At 64.2% G+C, this 18966-nt stretch carries 14 protein-coding genes; 6 read left to right on the top strand and 8 right to left on the bottom strand.

Annotated features, from left to right (window positions below; genetic code table 11):
- Nucleotide 1: 1 nt before the first annotated feature.
- Genes AC097O_RS00160 through araD form a run of 6 tightly spaced genes read right to left on the bottom strand, consistent with a single transcriptional unit; the run spans nucleotide 2 to nucleotide 6672 of the window.
- Nucleotides 2–832 (bottom strand): ABC transporter permease subunit, encoded by an 831-nt coding sequence (locus AC097O_RS00160; protein ID WP_315186661.1) that lies wholly within the window; start codon nucleotides 830–832, stop codon nucleotides 2–4.
- Nucleotides 829–1719 carry a carbohydrate ABC transporter permease gene (locus tag AC097O_RS00155; protein WP_479590646.1) on the bottom strand — a complete coding sequence of 297 codons (891 nt, stop codon included), beginning with the start codon at nucleotides 1717–1719 and terminating at the stop codon, nucleotides 829–831. Before AC097O_RS00155 ends, AC097O_RS00160 begins: the two co-directional genes overlap by 4 nt.
- A 34-nt stretch (nucleotides 1720–1753) precedes the next feature.
- Entirely contained in the window at nucleotides 1754–3025 is a 1272-nt protein-coding gene (locus tag AC097O_RS00150) for an ABC transporter substrate-binding protein (protein WP_479590644.1), read from the bottom strand.
- 27 nt (nucleotides 3026–3052) lie between these two features.
- A complete protein-coding gene (locus AC097O_RS00145; protein WP_479590642.1) occupies nucleotides 3053–4120 on the bottom strand; it encodes an ABC transporter ATP-binding protein in 1068 nt (355 codons plus the stop codon).
- Complete coding sequence (locus AC097O_RS00140; RefSeq protein ID WP_479590639.1) at nucleotides 4120–4926, bottom strand: HpcH/HpaI aldolase family protein; 807 nt, start codon at nucleotides 4924–4926, stop codon at nucleotides 4120–4122. Before AC097O_RS00140 ends, AC097O_RS00145 begins: the two co-directional genes overlap by 1 nt.
- A 9-nt stretch (nucleotides 4927–4935) precedes the next feature.
- Nucleotides 4936–6672: an L-arabinonate dehydratase gene (gene araD, locus AC097O_RS00135; protein ID WP_479590637.1), complete on the bottom strand. Its 1737-nt coding sequence runs from the start codon at nucleotides 6670–6672 to the stop codon at nucleotides 4936–4938.
- A 105-nt stretch (nucleotides 6673–6777) separates the two neighbouring features.
- On the opposite strand from araD, the gene AC097O_RS00130 reads away from it, so the two are divergent.
- Complete coding sequence (locus AC097O_RS00130) at nucleotides 6778–7839, top strand: LacI family DNA-binding transcriptional regulator (protein WP_479590635.1); 1062 nt, start codon at nucleotides 6778–6780, stop codon at nucleotides 7837–7839.
- 1 nt (nucleotide 7840) lies between these two features.
- Here the strand turns inward: AC097O_RS00130 and AC097O_RS00125 are convergent, their stop codons facing one another.
- Together AC097O_RS00125 and AC097O_RS00120 are read right to left on the bottom strand one after the other, a co-directional pair.
- The gene (locus AC097O_RS00125; protein WP_479590633.1) at nucleotides 7841–10036 is read right to left on the bottom strand and encodes an EAL domain-containing protein; all 2196 of its coding nucleotides are present in this window, start codon (nucleotides 10034–10036) and stop codon (nucleotides 7841–7843) included.
- Entirely contained in the window at nucleotides 10033–11592 is a 1560-nt protein-coding gene (locus AC097O_RS00120) for a methyl-accepting chemotaxis protein (protein WP_479590630.1), read from the bottom strand. Before AC097O_RS00120 ends, AC097O_RS00125 begins: the two co-directional genes overlap by 4 nt.
- 356 nt (nucleotides 11593–11948) lie before the next feature.
- Between AC097O_RS00120 and AC097O_RS00115 the strand changes: the two genes are divergently transcribed.
- From AC097O_RS00115 to AC097O_RS00095, 5 genes are all read left to right on the top strand, one after another.
- A complete protein-coding gene (locus tag AC097O_RS00115) occupies nucleotides 11949–13574 on the top strand; it encodes a DUF4331 domain-containing protein (protein WP_479590628.1) in 1626 nt (541 codons plus the stop codon).
- 14 nt (nucleotides 13575–13588) lie between these two features.
- Nucleotides 13589–13852, top strand: a complete 264-nt coding sequence (locus tag AC097O_RS00110; protein ID WP_479590626.1) for a hypothetical protein — start codon at nucleotides 13589–13591, stop codon at nucleotides 13850–13852.
- 131 nt (nucleotides 13853–13983) lie between these two features.
- Nucleotides 13984–15120, top strand: coding sequence for a tetratricopeptide repeat protein (locus AC097O_RS00105; protein ID WP_479590623.1), 1137 nt, complete (start codon nucleotides 13984–13986; stop codon nucleotides 15118–15120).
- Complete coding sequence (locus tag AC097O_RS00100) at nucleotides 15117–16364, top strand: HupE/UreJ family protein (protein ID WP_479590620.1); 1248 nt, start codon at nucleotides 15117–15119, stop codon at nucleotides 16362–16364. The genes AC097O_RS00105 and AC097O_RS00100 overlap by 4 nt, the downstream gene beginning before the upstream one ends.
- A gap of 147 nt (nucleotides 16365–16511) precedes the next feature.
- Nucleotides 16512–18659, top strand: coding sequence for a hypothetical protein (locus tag AC097O_RS00095; RefSeq protein WP_479590617.1), 2148 nt, complete (start codon nucleotides 16512–16514; stop codon nucleotides 18657–18659).
- Nucleotides 18660–18966: the final 307 nt, after the last annotated feature.

The following is an 18966-nucleotide window of genomic DNA, read 5'->3' as shown; positions in this document are numbered from 1 at the left end:
TTTAGCCTTTGAGGCCACCCTGGGTCAGGCCGCCGACCACGCGCTCCTGGAAGGCGGCAATCAGCACCGCGATGGGCACGATGGCGACCACCAGGGCGGCGGAGATGACGGGCCAGGGAAAGGTGAACTCGCCCTGGTACAGCGAAATACCGACAGGCAGGGTGCGCATGGAGGCGCTGGCGTTCAGAGACAGGGCCAGCAGGAATTCGTCCCAGGCGTTCACGAAGGCCAGAATGCCTGCGGTAAACACGCCCGGCGCGGCCAGGGGCACCACCACCCGCCACAGCGCGCCCATGCGGGTGCAGCCGTCGATCATGGCGGCGTTCTCCAGGTCCTTGGGGATACTCTGGAAAAAGCTCACCAGCACCAGGGTGCACACCGGCAGGCTCAGCACCGTATAAGGCAGCACCAGGGCGGTGTAGGTGTTGAGCAGGTTCAGGTTGCGCATGGTCTCGAAGATCGGCACCAAGAGCGTCACCAGCGGGAACATGCTGGAGGCGACGATGCAGGTCAGCACCAGTTGCCGGTACTTCATGTTCAGCCGGGCGATGGCGTAGGCTGCAAACGCGGCCACCACCAGCGACACGAGTGTGGACATACCGGCTACGGCCAGGCTATTGCCCAGGTACTTCAGCAGTGGCTGGTCGGCAAAGGCCTGCACGTAGTTGCTCAGCACCAGTTCGTGCGGCAGGTAGGTGATGGGCTTGTGCACCAGTTCGCCCTCGGTCTTGAGCGAGGTCAGCAGAATCCACACAGCCGGGAAGAAGCCGTTGAGCACCACGATGGTGGCGGCGATGAAGCGCAGCGAGCGCCCCTCAAAGAGCGTGTTCATGCGTTGTTTCCAATCCGTTTGAGGTAGACACCGGTGACGCACAAGGACAGGATGAACATGAACACCGCCAGGGTGGAGCCGTAGCCCACGTCGAGGTAGTCGATGGTGGTCTTGTGGATCAGCATGGCCAGCGTTTCGGTGGAATTGCCCGGCCCGCCCTTGGTCATGGTGTAGGGGATGTCGAAGGTCTGCAGCGCGGTGATGGTGCGGAAAATCAGCGCCACGATGATGGACGGCATCAGCATTGGGATGGTGATCTGCCAGAACTGCTGCAGCTTGGACGCGCCGTCCACTTCGGCCGCCTCGTACAGCGACTTGGGGATCATTTGCAAACCCGCCAGCAGGATCAGCGCCATGAAGGAGCTGGTCTTCCAGACGATGGTGATGCAGATTGCCGCGAACGCCCAGGTCGGCTCCAGCAGCCACATGCGCGGCTCGGTCTGGCCTGCACGGCGCATCACGTCGTTGACCACGCCGTACTCCGAGTGGAAGAACCACGCGAAGATCAGGCCGCAGAATGCCAGGGGCAGAGCCCAGGGCAGCAGCAGCGCCAGGCGCACCGGCCACTGCCGCTTGAACGGCAGGTTCGCCAGCATTGCCAGGCCCAAGCCCACCACCAGCGCACCGGGCACGGTGATCAGCGTAATCAGCACGGTGTTTTTGGTAGCGTTCCAGAAGTCCGGGTCTTGCAGGACCAGGGCGTAGTTGTCCAGCCCGACGAATTTTGCTTCGCCGCCGCCGGAGAGTCGCAGGTCAAAGAAGCTGTTCCAGATCAGCCTGCCAATCGGGTAGACCACGATCAGTGCGAGTAGCAGGAAGGCCGGAGCCAGCATCATGACGGCCAGCGTCTTGTCGCTGGGGTCGCGCAGACGGTTGATCAGTGCCACGATAGGTCCTTTTTAGGGCGCATTGGCGCAGCCATCAACGCATCACCCGGCGCAGGCGGGAGTCGATCTCGGCCACACCTTCTTCGGGCTTCTTGGTGCGTGCCAGCACGGCACTGGTGGTGGTGCGGATGATGTCGCTGACCTGTCCGTAGTCTTTCGACTGTGGGCGGCTGCGGCCTGCGGCGACCACGGGGGCGGCATCCTTGAACCAGGGCACGGCTTTCACCACCTCGGCATCCTGGTACACGCCCAACACGGTCGGCAGCAGCGAGCCTTGCACCGCCAGGAACTTGCTGGCTTCGGGGCTGGACAGGAACTTGATCAGCTTGGCCGCTTCGGGCTTGCTTTTGCTGAACGCGCTCAGCGCCCACTGCCAGCCGCCGATGCAGGTGGCGCTCTTGCCGCCTGCCACGGCGGGTAGGGGCATGACACCGACCTTGCCCGCCACTTTGCTGTCGGCATCGTCTTTGAAGCGGTCCCAGGCAAAGCCCCAATTGACGGCAAATACCACCTGGCCGGCCTTGAATTCGTTCACTGTGTCGGGTGTCTTCACCTCGGCCACGTTCTTCTTCACGACACCCTGGTCCACCATGGCCAGCCACTGGTTCAGCCCCTTGGCGGCGGCGGCTTTGTCCAGTGTGAGCTTGCCTGCGGCGTCATTGAACTCGTGGCCCTGGCTCCAGTAGGGCAGCAGGAAGGTACATACCGCCCCTTCGATCGGCGCGCCCTGGATCGACAGTCCTTGCAGATTGGCATCGCCCTCGGCCTTCTGGATCTTGGTGGCGGCGGCGGCCAGTTCGTCCCAGGTCTTGGGCTCGGCGATTTTGTGTTTTTCGAGCAGGTCGCGCCGGTAGTACATGAACATCGCGTCGGCAAACGCGGGCATGGCCACGATCTTGCCGTCGATCACATTGGCCGACGCGTAGGCGGGCAGAAAGGGTTTCATCGCCGTGGCGGTGTCGCCCATGTAGCTGTTCAACGGCTCGATCCAGCCTGCTCCGGCGTACTGCGCGGGGTTGACGATGTCGATCATGAACACGTCGATGGACGGGTCCTTGGCGTTGAGCACGGTGCCCAGGTACTGGCGTTGCAGCTCCGAGGTGGCACCGCCGGTTTCCATCTCGATGGTGACACCGGGGTTCTTGGCCTGGTACTGGTCGAACAGCTTGCGCATCAGGTCGGGGCGCTGCCCGGACCCGCCTGCGAAGGCGCGGATTTTGGTGTCGGCCAGGGCGCTGCCGGTGGCCAAGCCGCTGACCAGCAGGGCCGAGCCCAGCAGTCCGAGAAAGGTGTTGCGTGTGTGCATGTGTGTCTCCTTGGGGTTTTCAGTGGCTCAGTTCAGGGCTGCGCCGTTTTGTGGGTTAAACAAGTGCAGGTGGTCTGGATGTACGTGCACGGCCAGCTGGGTGCCCGGTGCTTCGCGGAACGAGGCCGACACCCGGGCAATCAGCTCCGAGCTGCCCACCTTGAACGACACCAGCGTTTCCGAACCGAGTGGTTCCAGCAGGGAGACGCTGGCGGGCAGCACGATGTCGCCCGCCTGGGGGGCCAGGCGCAGGTTTTCCGGGCGCACGCCCAGCTTGCAGGCACCGCCATGGGCCGACAGTCGGGGGGGCAGGGTGATCTGCACGCTGTTGCCTACATCGGCCACGCCGTGGGCCAGGGTGGCATCGACCAGGTTCATCGGTGGTGCGCCGGTGAAGCCCGCCACGAACAGCGCCGCGGGCCGGTTGTAGATGGCATCGGGCGTGTCGTACTGCATCTTGTGCCCAGCGCTGAGCACGGCGATGCGGTCGGCCAGGGTCATGGCCTCCACCTGGTCGTGGGTCACGTAGATCATGGTGGCACCCAGGCGCTGGTGCAGGCGCTTGATCTCAGTGCGCATCTCCTGGCGCAACTGTGCGTCCAGGTTGGACAGCGGTTCGTCGAACAGGAACACCGCGGGCTTGCGCACGATGGCCCGGCCGATGGCGACGCGCTGGCGCTGGCCGCCCGACAGGGCAGCGGGGCGGCGGTCCAGCATGTGGTCGATGCGCAGCAGCTTGGCGGCATCCATCACCCGGCGCTTGATCTCGTCCTCGGGCGTTTTGCGCAGGCGCAGGCCGAAGGCCATGTTGTCGTACAGCGTCTTGTGCGGGTACAGCGCATAGTCCTGGAACACCATGGCGATGTCGCGGGCGCGCGGCGGCTTGTCGTTGACCACCTCACCCCCGATGCGCACCTCGCCGCTGGTGATGGTTTCCAGCCCGGCAATCATGCGCAGCAAGGTGCTCTTGCCGCAGCCGGACGGGCCGACAAAGACGCAGAATTCGCCCTCGCGGATATCCAGGTCCAGGCCATGGATGATGGTGTGTTTGCCGTCGTATGTTTTGACGACGTTGCGTAGTTCTACAGCAGCCATCAGTAGCCTCCGTTGGTGGGTGTGGGTTGGGTGGTGGGGGCAGCGCCCGTGTTGCGTACGCTGGCCAGCGCGGCCTGGGCACTGCGCATCAGCAGTCCCAGGTCGGAGGCAATGGCGACAAAGTCGAAGCCGATGGCGCGGTACTCCGCCACCACCTCGGTGGTGCCGCCCACCGTACCAATGGGCATGCCCAGGGCTTTGGCGCGGGCCACAGCATCGGCTGTGACGGCCAGCACCTTGGGGTGCGTGAGCTGCCCTACATGGCCCATGGTGGCCGACAGGTCGCCTGGGCCGATAAACAGGGCATCCACGCCCGGCACGGCGGCGATAGCCTCCAGCTGGGCAATGGCCTCGGTGGTTTCCAGTTGCAGGATGACGGTCATCTGTGCGTTGGCGGTGGTCAGGTACTGGGGCGTGGTGCCGAACTTCGAGGCCCGGCTCATGCCCGCCATGCCGCGGCGGCCTTCGGGCGGGTAGCGGGTGGCGGCGACGGCGGCACGGGCTTCCTCGGCGTTTTGCACAAAGGGCACCAGCAAGGTGGTGGCACCGGCGTCCAGCACGCGCTTGATATTCACGGTGTCGTTCCAGGGCACGCGCACCACCGGCAGCAGGGGCGTGCCCGCGACCGCCTGCAGCATGTGCACCAGGTCCATCAGGTCCAGCGGTGTGTGTTCCATGTCGATCACGCCCCAGTCGAAACCGGCGTGGCCCATGGCCTCGGCAACGAGGGGGCTGGCCGACATGATCCAGGTGCCGACCGGCGTGGCGGCACCGGTGTTTTGCAGAAGTTGCTTGAAAGGGTTCATCGGGGACCTTTAGTAAATGGGAGGCTGCGGCGTGGGTGCCGTGCCCTGGAGAAAGTCGAAGTCGCAGCCCTCGTGGGCCTGGGTTACATGCTCCTGGTAGAGCCGGATATAGCCGCGCTGGTAGGTGCGCGGCGGTGGCACCCGGGCGGCGTGGCGGGCGGCCAGCTCGGCCTCGTCCACCAGCAGTTCGAGCTTGCGGGTGGTCAGATCGACCAGGATTTCATCGCCATCGCGCACCAGCGACAGCGGGCCTCCCACGGCCGCCTCGGGGCTCACGTGCAGGATGCAACTGCCGTAGTGGGTGCCGCTCATGCGCGCGTCGGAGATGCGCACCATGTCGCGCACGCCCTGGTCCAGCAGCTTCTTGGGGATGGGCAGGCCACCCCATTCCGGCATGCCGGGGGCACCCACCGGGCCCGCATTGCGCAGCACCAGCACGGTGTTTTCGTCGCAGTCGAGTTCGGGGTCGGCGCAGCGCTGGTTCATCTCGGCGGGCGAGTCGAACACCAGGGCGCGGCCGCGGTGCTGGAAGAATTTCGGGCTGGCGGCGCTGGGCTTCATCACCGCGCCATCGGGGGCCAGGTTGCCGCGCAGCACCGCCAGCGCGCCGGACGGGCTGACCGGATGGTCCAGCGGGCGGATGACGGCATCGTCCAGGCTTTCGCGGCCTGCGATGTTCTCGGCCAGGGTGTGGCCGGTGGCGGTCATTTCGTCCAGTGACAAATGGGCGCGCACCCGGTTCAGCAGGGCGGGCATGCCACCGGCGTAGTGGAAGTCTTCCATCAGCTTGTCGCCGCTGGGGTACAGGTTGGCCAGCACCGGCACCTGGTGGCCGATGGCATCCAGGTCTTCCAGCTGAAGGTCGACCCCGGCGCGGCGGGCCAGGGCGATCAGGTGCACGGCGGCATTGGTGGAGCCGCCCAGCGCCATCTGCGCCACGGTGGCGTTACGAAACGAGCCCTTGGTGAGGATCTTGGCCGGGGTCAGGTCGTCCCACACCATCTGCACGATGCGGGTGCCGCAGTCGGCCGCCATGCGGCTGTGGCCCGCGTCCATGGCGGGGATGGAGGTGGAGCCCGGCAGGGCCAGCCCCAGCGCTTCGATGATGGAGGTCATGGTGCTGGCCGTGCCCATGGTGTTGCAGGTGCCGGGCGCGCGGGTCATCTTGGCTTCCAGGCCAATCCATTCCTCTTCGCTGATGTGGCCTGCCTGGTATTCGTCCCAGAACATACGGGTATGGGTGCCTGCACCCACGGCACGGGTGGGCTCGCCGCGCTTGAGATAGCGGTCGCTGATCATCGGCCCGGCGGCGCAGAACAGCATGGGCAGGCCCGCGCTGATGGCCCCCATCACCGTGCCGGGGGTGGTTTTGTCGCACCCGGCCAGCAGCACCACACCGTCCAGCGGCAGCGAGCGCAGCAGCTCTTCCACCTCCATGGCCAGGAAGTTGCGGTACAGCATGGTGGTGGGCTTGACCATCACCTCGCCCAGGCTCATGGCGGGCAGCTCGAATGGCATGCCCCCGGCCATGAGCACGCCGCGTTTCACGCTCTCTGCACGTTCGCGCAGATGCGCGTGGCAGGGCGACAGGTCACTCCAGGTATTGATGATGCCAATGATGGGGCGCTCCAGCACATCTTCGCGGCGCAGGCCCATTTGCTGGATGCGCTGGCGGTGCGCAAAGCCACGCATGTCGCCAGCGGCGAACCACCGGCGGCTGCGTAAATCTGCGAGGGTTTGGGTCATGGGTAGGGGCTTTCAGAAATAGGGTGATCGGTTTTGCTGTTACCGGTAACATTAACGGCAGTGGAAACTTCGTGCATTAGCAAAAACCCTAGCGCACACCCAAAAATGAATACGGACCCGATCAAGCGCCAGCGGCGCGGCCATGGACGTCCCACGCTGCACGATGTGGCCGATGCGGCAGGCGTGACCCGCATTACCGTTTCGCGTTTCATCCGCCAGCCCGGCCTGGTGGCCGAAGCCACCGCCCTGCGCATCCGCGAGGCAATAGAGCAGACCGGCTACGTGCCCAACCAGCAGGCCGGGCAACTGGCCAGCGGCGCGTCGCGCCTGGTGGCGGCGCTGATCCCCAACGTAGGCCATTCCATCTTTGCCGAAACCATCCAGGGCCTGACCGAGGGCCTGCGCGAGAGCGCCTACGAGCTGCTGCTGCTGTCCACCGGCTATTCCCAGGAGCGCGAAGAAGAACAGCTGCGCGTGCTCACCGGCTGGGCGCCTGCGGCCATTGTGGTCACGGGCCGCCACCACACGCCGGGGGCGCTGCGTTTGCTGCGCGATGCCCAGGCGGGCGGTATACCGGTGGTGGAAATCTGGGACCACCCCACCACGCGGGCCGATTCAGAAGGTTTTGCGCAGATTGGTTTTGACCACTTCGCCGTGGGTGGGGCCATGGCCCGGCATCTGCTGGACCTGGGCCATACCTCGCTGGCCTATGTGGATAGCGGCGTGGCCGAAGACTTTCGCGCCCACGAGCGCGGCGAAGGCTTTGTGGCCGCGGTGCAAGCCCAGGGGGCGCGTGCCACGGTGCTGCGCGCCGCCATGGGCGATGCGTTTGACGCGGGCCGGGCGGTACTGCCCAAGATACTGGCTACCAAGGGCGCGCGGGTGACGGCGGTGGCCTTTGCCACCGACCACCTGGCCTGCGGTGCGCTGATGCAGGCAGGCCGCGAGGGCATCGCCATACCGGGACAACTGGCGTTGCTGGGGTTTGGCGACTTTCCCATTGGCCGCCAGCTGGAGCCGCCCCTGTCCACCGTGCGTCCGCCCACGGCCGATATTGGCAGGGTGGCGGCCAAGGCGATTTTGCAATCGTTGGCCGATGGCCCCGAGCCCAGCAGCAGCAAGCTGCCCTACCAGTTGATTGGGCGCGAGAGTACGGCGGCGGCCTGAATCAGGCCTGCTGCGCCAGCATGTCCGCCGGGCCGGGCCGCCCGAAGTAGTAGCCCTGGAATGCGTCGCAGCCGATGCCGGCCAGAAAGTGGCGTTGCTCGGCGGTTTCCACCCCTTCGGCAATAACTTTCAGGCCCAGATTGTGGCCCAGGGCCACGATGGTGCGGGCGATCACCGCATCGCTGGGGTCAGTGAGCACATCGCGCACAAAGGATTGGTCGATCTTCAGCTGGTCCAGCGGCAGGCTTTTGAGGTGCGACAGCGACGAGTAGCCGGTGCCGAAGTCGTCCAGCGAGAAGTTCACGCCATAGGCCTTGAGGGCGTTCATCTTGGCGATCACGTCGTCCACGTCGTTGACCAGCATGCTCTCGGTCAGCTCCAGCTTGAGCAGGTGGGGCTGGGCACCGGTCTTGGCCAGCGCGGCCGTCACGTGGGCCACGAAGTCGGCCTGGGCAAACTGCCAGGCGCTGACGTTGACGGCCATGCTCCAGTGGGCGGTGGCGGGGTTTTGGGCCCAGGCCTGCAGTTGGGCGCAGGCGGTCTCTACCACCCACTGGCCCAGCGGCAGGATCAGGCCGGTTTCTTCAGCCAGCGGGATGAAGTCGCCTGGCGAGATGCGGCCACGCAGCGGGTGCTGCCAGCGCACCAGGGCTTCGGCACCGGTGGGCGTGCCCTTGCTGTCTACCTGGATCTGGTAGTGCAGCACAAATTGCTGGGTGCTCAGGCCCTGGCGCATATCGCGCTCCAGCTCGGTACGCGCCATGGCCACGGCCTGCATGGCGGGGTCATAAAACCGGGCGGTGTTGCGGCCCGCCGATTTGGCCTGGTACATGGCGACATCGGCTTTTTTCAGCAGGTCTTCCATGCTTTCCCGGTCCTGGGCGAACAGAACAATACCGATGCTGGGCGTGCTGTCGTACACCAGGCCGCGCAGCTTGTAGCTTTGCCCCAGGGCATACAGGATCTTGTTGGCAATCGACTCGGCCTGGGTGGCCGCCTCGGGGGCCAGCGGGCTCAGGGCCTCCAGCAGCACCACGAACTCGTCGCCGCCCAGTCGGGCCACGCTGTCGGCTTCGCGTACACAGGTGTTCAGGCGGGCGGCCACCTGCTGCAGCAGTTCGTCACCCACGTCATGGCCCCAGCCGTCGTTGAGCTGCTTGAAATGGTCCAGGTCCAGGAACATCACCGCCCCATGCTGCTGGCTGCGGCAAGAGCTGGCCATGGCCTGGTGCAGGCGGTCCATCAGCAGGCGGCGGTTGGGCAGGCCGGTCAGCGGGTCGTAAAAGGCCAGGCGGCGGATTTCTTCGTCGTGCAGGCGGCGCTGGGTGATGTCGCGCACGATGCCGATGAAGGTGGGCTGGCCGGAGCGGGTGATTTGCGAGACCGACAGGCTCATGGGGAACACCTCGCCGTTCTTGCGCACGCCTTCCACCTCGCGCGGCTTGCCGATGACGCGGGCTTCGCCGGTGTGCTGGAAGTGCTGCAGGTAGCCATCGTGGTGGCTGCGGTGCGGCTCGGGCATCAGCATGGAGACATTGCGCTCCAGCACCTCGCCCGGCGTGTAGTGGAAGATCCGGCTGGCGGCCTGGTTGAAGGACTGGATCCGGCCGTGCATGTCGATGGTGATGACTCCATCCACCATGTTGTCCAGCACCGCCTGGCTGTGCAGGGCCGACTCCTCCAGCGCCGCCTGGCCTGCCAGCAGTTGTTCTTTGCGCCGCGTGATGTTGTGGTGCGACACCACGTAGCGCCCCGGGTGGGTGTGCAAAGGCACGACCCGCATCACGAACCAGCGCTTCTCGTCGGGGCTGTGGCAGGCGTATTCGCAGTCAAAAGTGGGCACCAGGCCGTTGAGCACCTTGCGGATGCCCTCCACCAGGCAGGCTGCCTGCTCCGCCGCGATGGTGCTGAAGCAGTTGCCGGTATCCAGGTAGGCGCTGCCCACCCAGGGGTAGTCTGCTGGAGTGCCGTTGCGGATGCCGAATTCAACCCAGTCCCGGTTGACGTAGGTGATGGTGCCGTGGTGGTCGATGATGGCGATCTGGCTGCCCAGCGAGTTCAGTGCCGGTTCGAACTGGCAGGTCCAGGTGGCCGCCAGCGCCTCGGCCAGGTTGCGGGCGTTGCGCCAGGGTTTGCAGGGTTGGTATTGCGGGTCTGGCAGGGTGGCGGCGGTCCCCGATGCCTCGGTCTCGATCACGCCAGGTGGAACACTTGCACCGAGCGCGCCAGCGCCAGGCTGCTGCCGCTCAGGCCTTCGGCCGAGGCAGCAGACTCTTCGACCAAGGCGGCGTTTTGCTGGGTCACGGCATCCAGCTGGTTCACCGCTTCGTTCACCTGGGCGATGCCGCCCGACTGCTCCACCGTGGCGTGGGTGATCTGGCGGATCAGTGCGCCCACCTCCTTGACCGAAGCCACCACCTCGTCGATGGTGCGCCCGGCATCCTGCATCTGGTGGCTGCCTGCGGCAATCTGCTCGGCCGATTCGGCAATCAGGGTGCGGATCTCGCGGGCTGCGGTGGCACTGCGCTGCGCCAGCGAACGCACCTCGGAGGCCACCACGGCAAAGCCGCGGCCCTGTTCGCCCGCACGGGCGGCTTCCACGGCGGCGTTGAGCGCCAGGATGTTGGTCTGGAAGGCAATGCCTTCGATCACGCCGATGATCTCCTGCACCTTCTTGGACGACTTGTCGATGTTCTGCATCGCCACGCCCACCTGGTGCACCGCCTCGCCGCCCCGGGTCGCCACGTGGGTGCTCTTGTCGCTTTGCTGCGCCACCTGCAAGGCGGTCTCGGCGGTCTGCTGCACTGTGCCGGAGAGCTGCTCCATGCTGGCGGCGGTTTGCTGCAGGCTGCTGGCCTGGGATTCGGTGCGTTCCGACAGGTCCATGCTGCCCGAGGCAATTTCGGCGGCCACCTGGGTGAAGCCGTGGATTTCGGTGTTCACATCGCCGATCACGGCGCGCATATTGATCTGGATCTGCCACAGGCAGCGCACCAGCGAGCCCAGCGGCGCGGGGTAGTTCAGCGCAATCTGGGTGTTCAGGTTGCAGCCCGAGAGGTCGCTGGCAAAGCGCTCGGCATCACGCACCACATCGGTCACGCGGCTCTTGAACCACAGCACCATCACCGCCGCGCAGGCCAGTTGCAGGCCCACCTGCAGCAGCCAGCCCGTAGCGCCTTGCACTCCCAGCAGCATCGGAGCCAGGCCCGCGCCGATCAACACCGCCAGCACCAGCATGTAGCGCTGGGTCATGCCCACGCGGGCCAGGCCTGCCAGCGCACCGCGCCAGCCCAGCGGGCGCACGACTCCGCCGCTCAAGGTGAACGTAGGGCGGTTGGCCGCGCGCTCGCTGCGCATGCGGGCGTACAGGGCTTCGGCATCCTGCACCTGCTGGCGGCTGGGCTTGGTGCGCACCGACATATAGCCGCGCGGCTTGCCGCTGTCCATGATGGGGGTGACGTTGGCCTCGACCCAGTAAAAGCTGCCGTCCTTGCGGCGGTTTTTCACCATGCCGGTCCAGGGGCGGCCATGGCCGATGGTGCTCCACATGTCCTTGAAGGCCTCGGGCGGCATGTCCGGGTGGCGGATCATGTTGTGCGGCTGGCCCACCAGTTCGTCGTAGCCAAAGCCGCTGACCTGCACAAACGCGCTGTTGCAGTGGGTGATATGGCCCCGGGTGTCGGTGGTGGACACCAGCATCTCGGCCGACGGGTAGTCGTACTCTTGCGGGGTGACGGGCAGGTTGGATCGCATAAATCTCTTTCGGTGCAGCGGTAACTACATTTAGTAACAGGCTGCGATTAGGCGCGAGCTACCGGCAGGTTTCAAGCCGCAGGCGGCGCTGTTCGCGGCTTGCTTGATGTAGATCAAATAAGTGGGGGCGGGCCCGGCAGCGGCCCGGGCATCCCTGTCTATTTGCATGCAAAAACGGCTTCCAGTGCTTATTCCATAAGCACAACGAGCTATAAAAATAGAAGCATGCAGCCGCGGGGTGCGGGCCGATTGTGAGAAATAGTTCACGTTTGTGAATCCACGGTAAAGCCGTCTGCGTATCCACAGGGCCAATGGTTTTCATTGGCACCAATGGACATGACCCCCAGGAGATCACCATGCAATTCAAACGCAATCCCATCACCGCAGCATGCCTGCTGCTCGCGCTGACTGGCGCGGCATTCGCGTCCAGCCACCGAGAGGCACCGTTCATCACCACCAGCCCGAAGGTGGACGGCACCGACTTCTACATGTTCCGCAGCTACGAGGGCGTGGCCAACAACGGCAGCGGTGGCCGCTCGGACTATGTGACCATGATCGCCAACTACCAGCCCCTGCAGGCCCCGTACGGCGGCCCCAACTACTTTGCGATGGACCCGAACGCGTTGTACGAGATCCACATCGACAATGTGGGCGACGGCAAGGAACACCTGAGCTTCCAGTTCAAGTTCAACAACAAGCTCAACAACGTGGCCCTGCCCATCGGTACGGCCAGCGTGGCGATTCCGCTGGTCCAGGCCGGTGCGGTGGCGAATGTGAACGATGCCAACTTGAACGTGAATGAAACCTACACCGTCAACGTGGTGCGTGGCGACCGGCGCAAAGGCGCGTCGTCTGCCGTCACCAAGGCCAGCGGCGGTGCCACCTTCGAGAAGCCGGTGGACTACATCGGCGTGAAGACCCTGGGCGGTGCGGCCGCCTATGAAACCTACGCCCAAAAGCACATCTTCAGCATCAAGGTGCCCGGCTGCCCCGCGGGTATGGACGACGGCAAGGTCTTCGTCGGCCAGCGCCAGGAGGGCTTTGCGGTGAATCTGGGCCCGGTGTTTGACCTGGTTAATGCCCCCGCTGCGGTGCTGCTCGACCCGGCCAACAAGGACGCGGTGGGCATGGGTGGCCAGGGTGTGGTGCAAAAGACCAACATCACCACCATCGCCCTGGAAGTGCACAAAGGCTGCTTGACGGCGGGCAACGAGTCCGTCATCGGCGGCTGGACTACCGCCAGCCTGCGCCAGGTGCGCTTGCTCAACGGCAAGCCGAAGTCGGGCCACCAGGCCAGCGAAAAGGCCGGGGGTGCCTGGGTGCAGGTCTCGCGCCTGGGCAACCCGCTGGTCAACGAGCTGGTCATCGGCCTGCCCGACAAAGATAAGTTCAACGCCTCCAAGCCGCAAGACGACGGCCAGTTCCTGACCTACGTGACCAACCCCACGCTGCCCGCGCTGCTGGGCCTGGTGCTGGCCGGTAGCCCCGCTGCCGTGGCCCCCACCAACCTGCCGCGTACCGACCTGGCCACCGTGTTCCTCACCGGCATCACCGGTGTGAACAAGCCCGCCAATGCCACCCCGTCCGAGGTGCTGCGCCTGAACACCGCTATCACCCCCGTGCCGTTTGCCCTGCAAAACCGCCTGGGTGTGGCCGGTGAGGTGCTGCGCGTGGGCGGCACGGCCAACCTGGCGCAAGCGGTGGACCTGGCGGGCTTTCCCAATGGCCGCCGCCCCAAGGACGACGTGGTGGACATCGCCCTGGTCGCCATGCTCGGCGGCCTGTGCGTCATCAACGGCGACAACAACAGCCTGGGCCTGAACGGTGTGCCCGGCGTGCCCAGCCTGACCTCGGCCTGCAAAGCCTCCAGCGTGCCGCTGGGTGCCCAGTCGGCCAACATCCACGATGCCGTGGACCAGGCCACCGTGCCCTTCCTCACGCGCTTCCCCTACCTCAACACGCCAAATTCTGGCTCCAACTGATAAGGACCCGCACCATGTTGCACTTCAAATGGACAGTACCCACCGTGGTCGCCGTGGGCTTGTTGGCGGCCTGTGGCGGCGGGGGAGGGGACGGCCCCGCTGCCGCCCAGTATGTCGCAGGAACCACCGAAGTACCGGTGGGCGTAGAGACCCGGGTGGACGATGTGCTCGCCTTCTCCCAGGCGCAGATCGCCAACACCAGTGACAGCCGCGACCCGGTTGTGCTGGCCGACACCCAGCTGGCGACCAGCGATTCGGCTGACCCCGCCGACATCTGACCTGCCGCGCTCCCTCCCCCTCTGGGGGAGGGTTGGGGTGGGGGTTGGCAATTTATAAGAAATAGGCCCCTACCACTTATTCCATAAGCACAAGAAGCTACTAATTAGATAGCAAATCCATGTCGCCCACCATGCGCCTTCCACCCATCCTCTGGCTTGCCTGTTTGCTGCTGAGCGGTATGGCCCATGCCGTCACCGCACTGCACCCCAGCCGGGGCGACGAGGTGGTCGAGCGCCTGCCTACCATCACCCGCGTGCGGCCTGCCGCTGTGGCCCCGGCCATTGCCGACCCGGCCGCTGCCATTACCTCTGCGATAAGCCAGGCCCGCGCCCATATCGCCACCGCCCGCCAAACCGGCGACACCCGCTACTGGGGCCGCGCCCAGGCCGCACTGGCCCCCTGGTGGGATAAGCCAGACGCGCCCGTAGACCTGGCGGTACTGCAGGCCACCGTGCAGCAGGGCCGCCACGACTTCCAGGCCGCGCGCCGCATCCTGCAGGCCGCCGTGCTCCGCAGCCCCGGCCACGCCCAGGGCTGGCTCAACCTGGCCTCTCTGGAGCGCCTGTCGGGCCGCTACGACCAGGCCCTGCGCGCCTGCGATGCCGTGGCCCGTGCCGGTCAAAACCTCTACGCCCTGGCCTGCCAGCTGGAAACCCAGTCGCTGCAAGGCCAGTGGGATGCCGCCCGCAAAGGCTTCACCCAATTGCTGGCAAGTGCGCAAGATCCCGCGCAAATCAGTTGGCTGCAATCCCTGCTGGCCGAAAGCGAAGAACGCGCAGGCCGCGATGCCGCCGCCCGCACCGCCTACCAGCGCAGCCTGCAGGCCCAGCCAGACCTCTACACCAGCATCGCCCTCAGCGACCTGCTGCTGCGCACCGGCCAAACCGCCCAGGCGCTGGCCGTGCTGCAAGCGCTGCCGCCCACCGATGCCGTGCTGCTGCGCCAGGCCACCGCGATGCGCCGTCTCAACAATCCCGAATGGAAAACCCTGCGCGCCACCCTGGGCGGCTGGAACGCCGAACTCGCCCGCCGGGGCGACGACCTCAGCCTGCATGGCCGCGAGCAAGCCCTGGTCGCCCTGTGGCTGGACGGCGATGCACCCGCTGCCCTGCAAATCGCCCGCCGCAACCTGGACCTGCAGCGCGAACCCATCGACTGGTGGGTGGCCCTGCAAAGCGCCCGCCAGGCCAAGGACACCGCCGCTGTGCAGCAGTTGCAAAAAGACATGCAGCAGGTCGGCATCGTCGACGCGCGGAGCCGCCCATGAAACGTTTCTTCGCCATCCTGTGCGCGGCCTTGTTGTGCGCCCCCGCCTGGGCCCACAAGGGCAGCGATGCTTACCTGGACGTGCGCCAGCAGGGCAGCGCGCTCACCTTGCAACTGTCCGTCGCCCTGAAAGACCTGGACCTGCTCATCCCTGTCGATGCCAATGCCGACGGCCAGGTCACCTGGGCCGAAGTGCAAGCCGCCACCCCCGCCGCGCTGGCCCTGCTGCAAAGCCATACCGGGCTGCTCAGCAATTCCCCTGCCTGCACCCTGCACTGGACCTATGACGGCCTGGAGTCCCGCAGCGACGGAGCCTACCTGCGCGCCACCAGCCCGGCGGCCTGCCCGCCCGGCACGGCGCTGGACCTGCGCTACACCCTGTTCAAAACCCAAGACAGCAACCACCGTCTGATCGTCACCGGCCACCTCGACAACCGCGACCTGCTGGCCACCGCCGCGCCCCAGCAAGCCGTGCCCCTGGCCCTGCGCCAGGCCATGGCCGCGACGCCACGCGGTATCGCCGGGACGGTGTGGGATTACCTGCAACTGGGCATGCACCACCTGCTGCAAGGCTACGACCACATGGCCTTTCTGCTGGCCCTGGTGCTGCCGCTGCAACTGCGTTTGGGCTCGACTCAGAGGGAGGCAGTCAGGACCTCCGGCCCCCACCCCAACCCTCCCCCGGCGGGGGAGGGGGAAACTCCGGGCACCGCATCGCTCCCTCCCCCCACGGGGGAGGGCCGGGGTGGGGGCGGGCAGCTACCGACAGCGCACATCCCCGCGACCACAGGCCGCAGCCCCTGGTGGTCGCTGCTGCGCACCATCACCGCTTTCACCGTGGGCCATTCCATCACCCTGGTGCTGGCGACTTTGGGCTTTACCAGCGCGTCCCCGGCATGGGTGGAGCCGGTCATCGCCGCGTCCATCGCCTTCACCGCGCTGCTGAACATCTACCCCTTGCCGGTGCTGCGCCCCGAGCGCCTGGCCCTGGTCTTCGGCCTGGTCCACGGCTACGGTTTTGCGGGTTTGTTGATCGAAGCCGCTGCCCCCGCAGGCCTGCTGCCCTGGGCGCTGGCCGGTTTTAACCTGGGCGTGGAAGCCGGCCAACTCAGCGCCGTGGCCGCCTGGGTGCTGCTGTCACAAGTGGTGGTGCGCCAGCCCTGGTACGGCAGCGTGGTGGTGCGCGGTGGCTCGTGGCTGCTGGTGGCGCTGGCGGGGTACTGGTTCTGGCTGCGGGTGGTGTAGCCGTGTGTCTGTGCCAACATGCATGTCGAGACGGACATAGGCACTCGGCGCTACCTGGGCCTGTATCCCCCATTTAGGGGAGGCGTTTATGCGCATCGCGCCCTAGCATGGCTTACCAACATCAAGCCACTGTGAGGGGACACCACCATGGACACTTTGCGCTACACATTTCGTGCGCTGGCATTACTTGCGCTCGGCGCGCTGTTGACGGCATGTACGGCGGTATCTCCCTACCGATCCAAGCCAGTTGACGATAGCGCAGTTATGCAACCCTATGAAAAGCCTGTGCCTTGTGCTCCCATCTTCAAAAATGGCCCTCCCAACGAGATTCCTGAATGTCAAAGGGTGTGGGTTGAGCGGACTGACAAGTACCGGATGTTTTTTGTCGAGCTAGACGACCAGGGGCGATTTTTTGACCGTCGTCAATTGCAATCTTTGAAGAAATACTTGCTTGAATTGAAGAGTCGGCCGAACGATGTGCCGTTTAAGCCCGGCGAAGCCAAAGCTCCATGCAGCCAACGTAACAACGGTGTCAGCATCGTCACCTTTGTGCACGGCTGGCGCAACAATGCACGCTACGACAATGCCAACGTGCAGTTGGCCCGCGAAACACTCGAATTTACATACTACGGTGCACAGACGAAGCTGGAGCCTACGCCGTCCATGGGTTGTCCTAGAGAAGTGGTTGGGGTGTATGTGGGTTGGCGGGGCCTCTCCACCGCCACCAACGACATCAAAGACACCACGGTGCTGTCGTACCTGCTGACACCGTGGGAATATGTGTCGATTTGGGATCGCAAAAATACCGCTCAGATTGTGGCTGTGGGTTCGGTGCGGGAACTGTTCAGCATGCTCAAGGTGTACCAGGAAGAGCGAAACGAACAGGCTGCTACCTATGCTGCGCTCGCTCCTGAGGACCCCCCTCGCAACGCCTGCGGAGAAAGCATGAAAGATGAAGAAAACAGTTACTACCTCTGTAAACCGGTTCGGCATCTGATCGTGGGCCATTCTTTTGGTGCGCTCATCGTCCATAACGCAGTGTCTCAGCAACTGCTGGAGAACATCACGCAGGGCATGTTGTTCGATCCACAGAAAAAGGGCGAGCATGGCATTGACCCTTGCGCTAATCCCAGCTTTCCTGCGCGTTACGCCGACGGCAAGTCCCTGGTACGGTCCTATGCCGACTTGATTGTTTTAATCAACCCTGCTGTAGAGGCAGCCCGCTATGAGCCATTGCACCAAGCCAGTACGGAACGTGCGCGCCGCAGTTTTTCGGCGCAAGACGACAAACGTATCGGAGCTTTTTGCCCCAATCAAAAGCCCGTAATGGTGGTAATCACGTCCGAGCATGACTGGGGTACCAGCGTGACTTTTCCGTGGTTTCAATATTTCGCCACTCTGCTGGAAAATAAAAGTCCCTACAACCCTGAATTCAACGATGCACAGCGGGCGTATATCCGCAGTGAGGAAAAGGCTGGAGCCCTTAAAACAATAGGCCAAAACCCCCGTTTTCACACCCATATATTGGAAGGGCAGGAGGCGTTTACCACTCGATATGGTGATTCCGTGGCTCCGAAGGAGGAGGCTTTGGATGATGCAAGCTTGCGCCAGGTCCGCAAAACATATGCCCAAAAGCTGAAAAACGACTGCGCCGATATGTCAGGGAGTGAGATAGATATCGATCTGCGCAAGCGGCGTTGCATGACAGCCGATACAGCCAAAGCGAAAGAAGCCGCAGACCAGAGAATGCAGACCCAACTGAACGATTTTGCAAACCAATGCGCTACTGGCAGCAGCAATTTTGCCTGTGACGTTTTGAAGCATCTCGACGAGCATGCCGCCAAGAAGGGCATATGCGAAGCCTTGCTGACTGAAGTTAATCTGGCCAAGTTGCTAAATGGACGAACGACCGATGCGCAATGGTCTAAAGACGTTGGTAACGAAAAGCCTATGGTGGGATGGGTGGGTACTTTTTTAGGAGGTAGCACGATTAGCCATATTCCCGATTACCCGCCTAGTCGAAGTCCATCCCAGCAGGCGGTGGATCCAGAGAAGATGCTGACAACAGAAAAATTGGATTTGCACACGGTGTATTCGCCCAACAGCCCGATATGGAATATTTTTGTTAGCGATAAATCCATCATGAACGGCCATAGCGACCTCAATTTCTTCAGATTTAAATGGCTGCTACAGCAGCTCTATCACTCGGTAGTACTCAAGAGCTATGAGCCAAGGTTTGTGGCTGCGTTTGGTGATGTGGCTCGAGCAGGTTACGGCGTGCAGTGCTCTAAGTAAAGGGTGTTCGTCGACACCCGACTGGGCGTGGAAGCAAGTTAACTCAGCGCAGTCACCGCCCGAGTGCTGCTATTGAGACTGGCGTTGTGCGGCGGCTCTTGACTCCTGGCACAGGTGGCGCTGGCTGCGTTCTGGTTTTGGCTGCGGGTGGCGTGATTTCTCTGTTTTTTTGATAGCTACCTATGCCCGTGGAATAGGCTCAGGTGGTTGATTTCTTTAGAGAAATTTATGGCAAATTGCATAGCATCCACGCCATCACCGCGTCCAGGCACTGGGCTACGGTGTTCGGTGTTGTAATCAGGAACTA

Source organism: Rhodoferax sp. LS1P39 (genome assembly GCF_056521425.1).
This window is presented reverse-complemented; position numbering and strand designations above follow the sequence as displayed.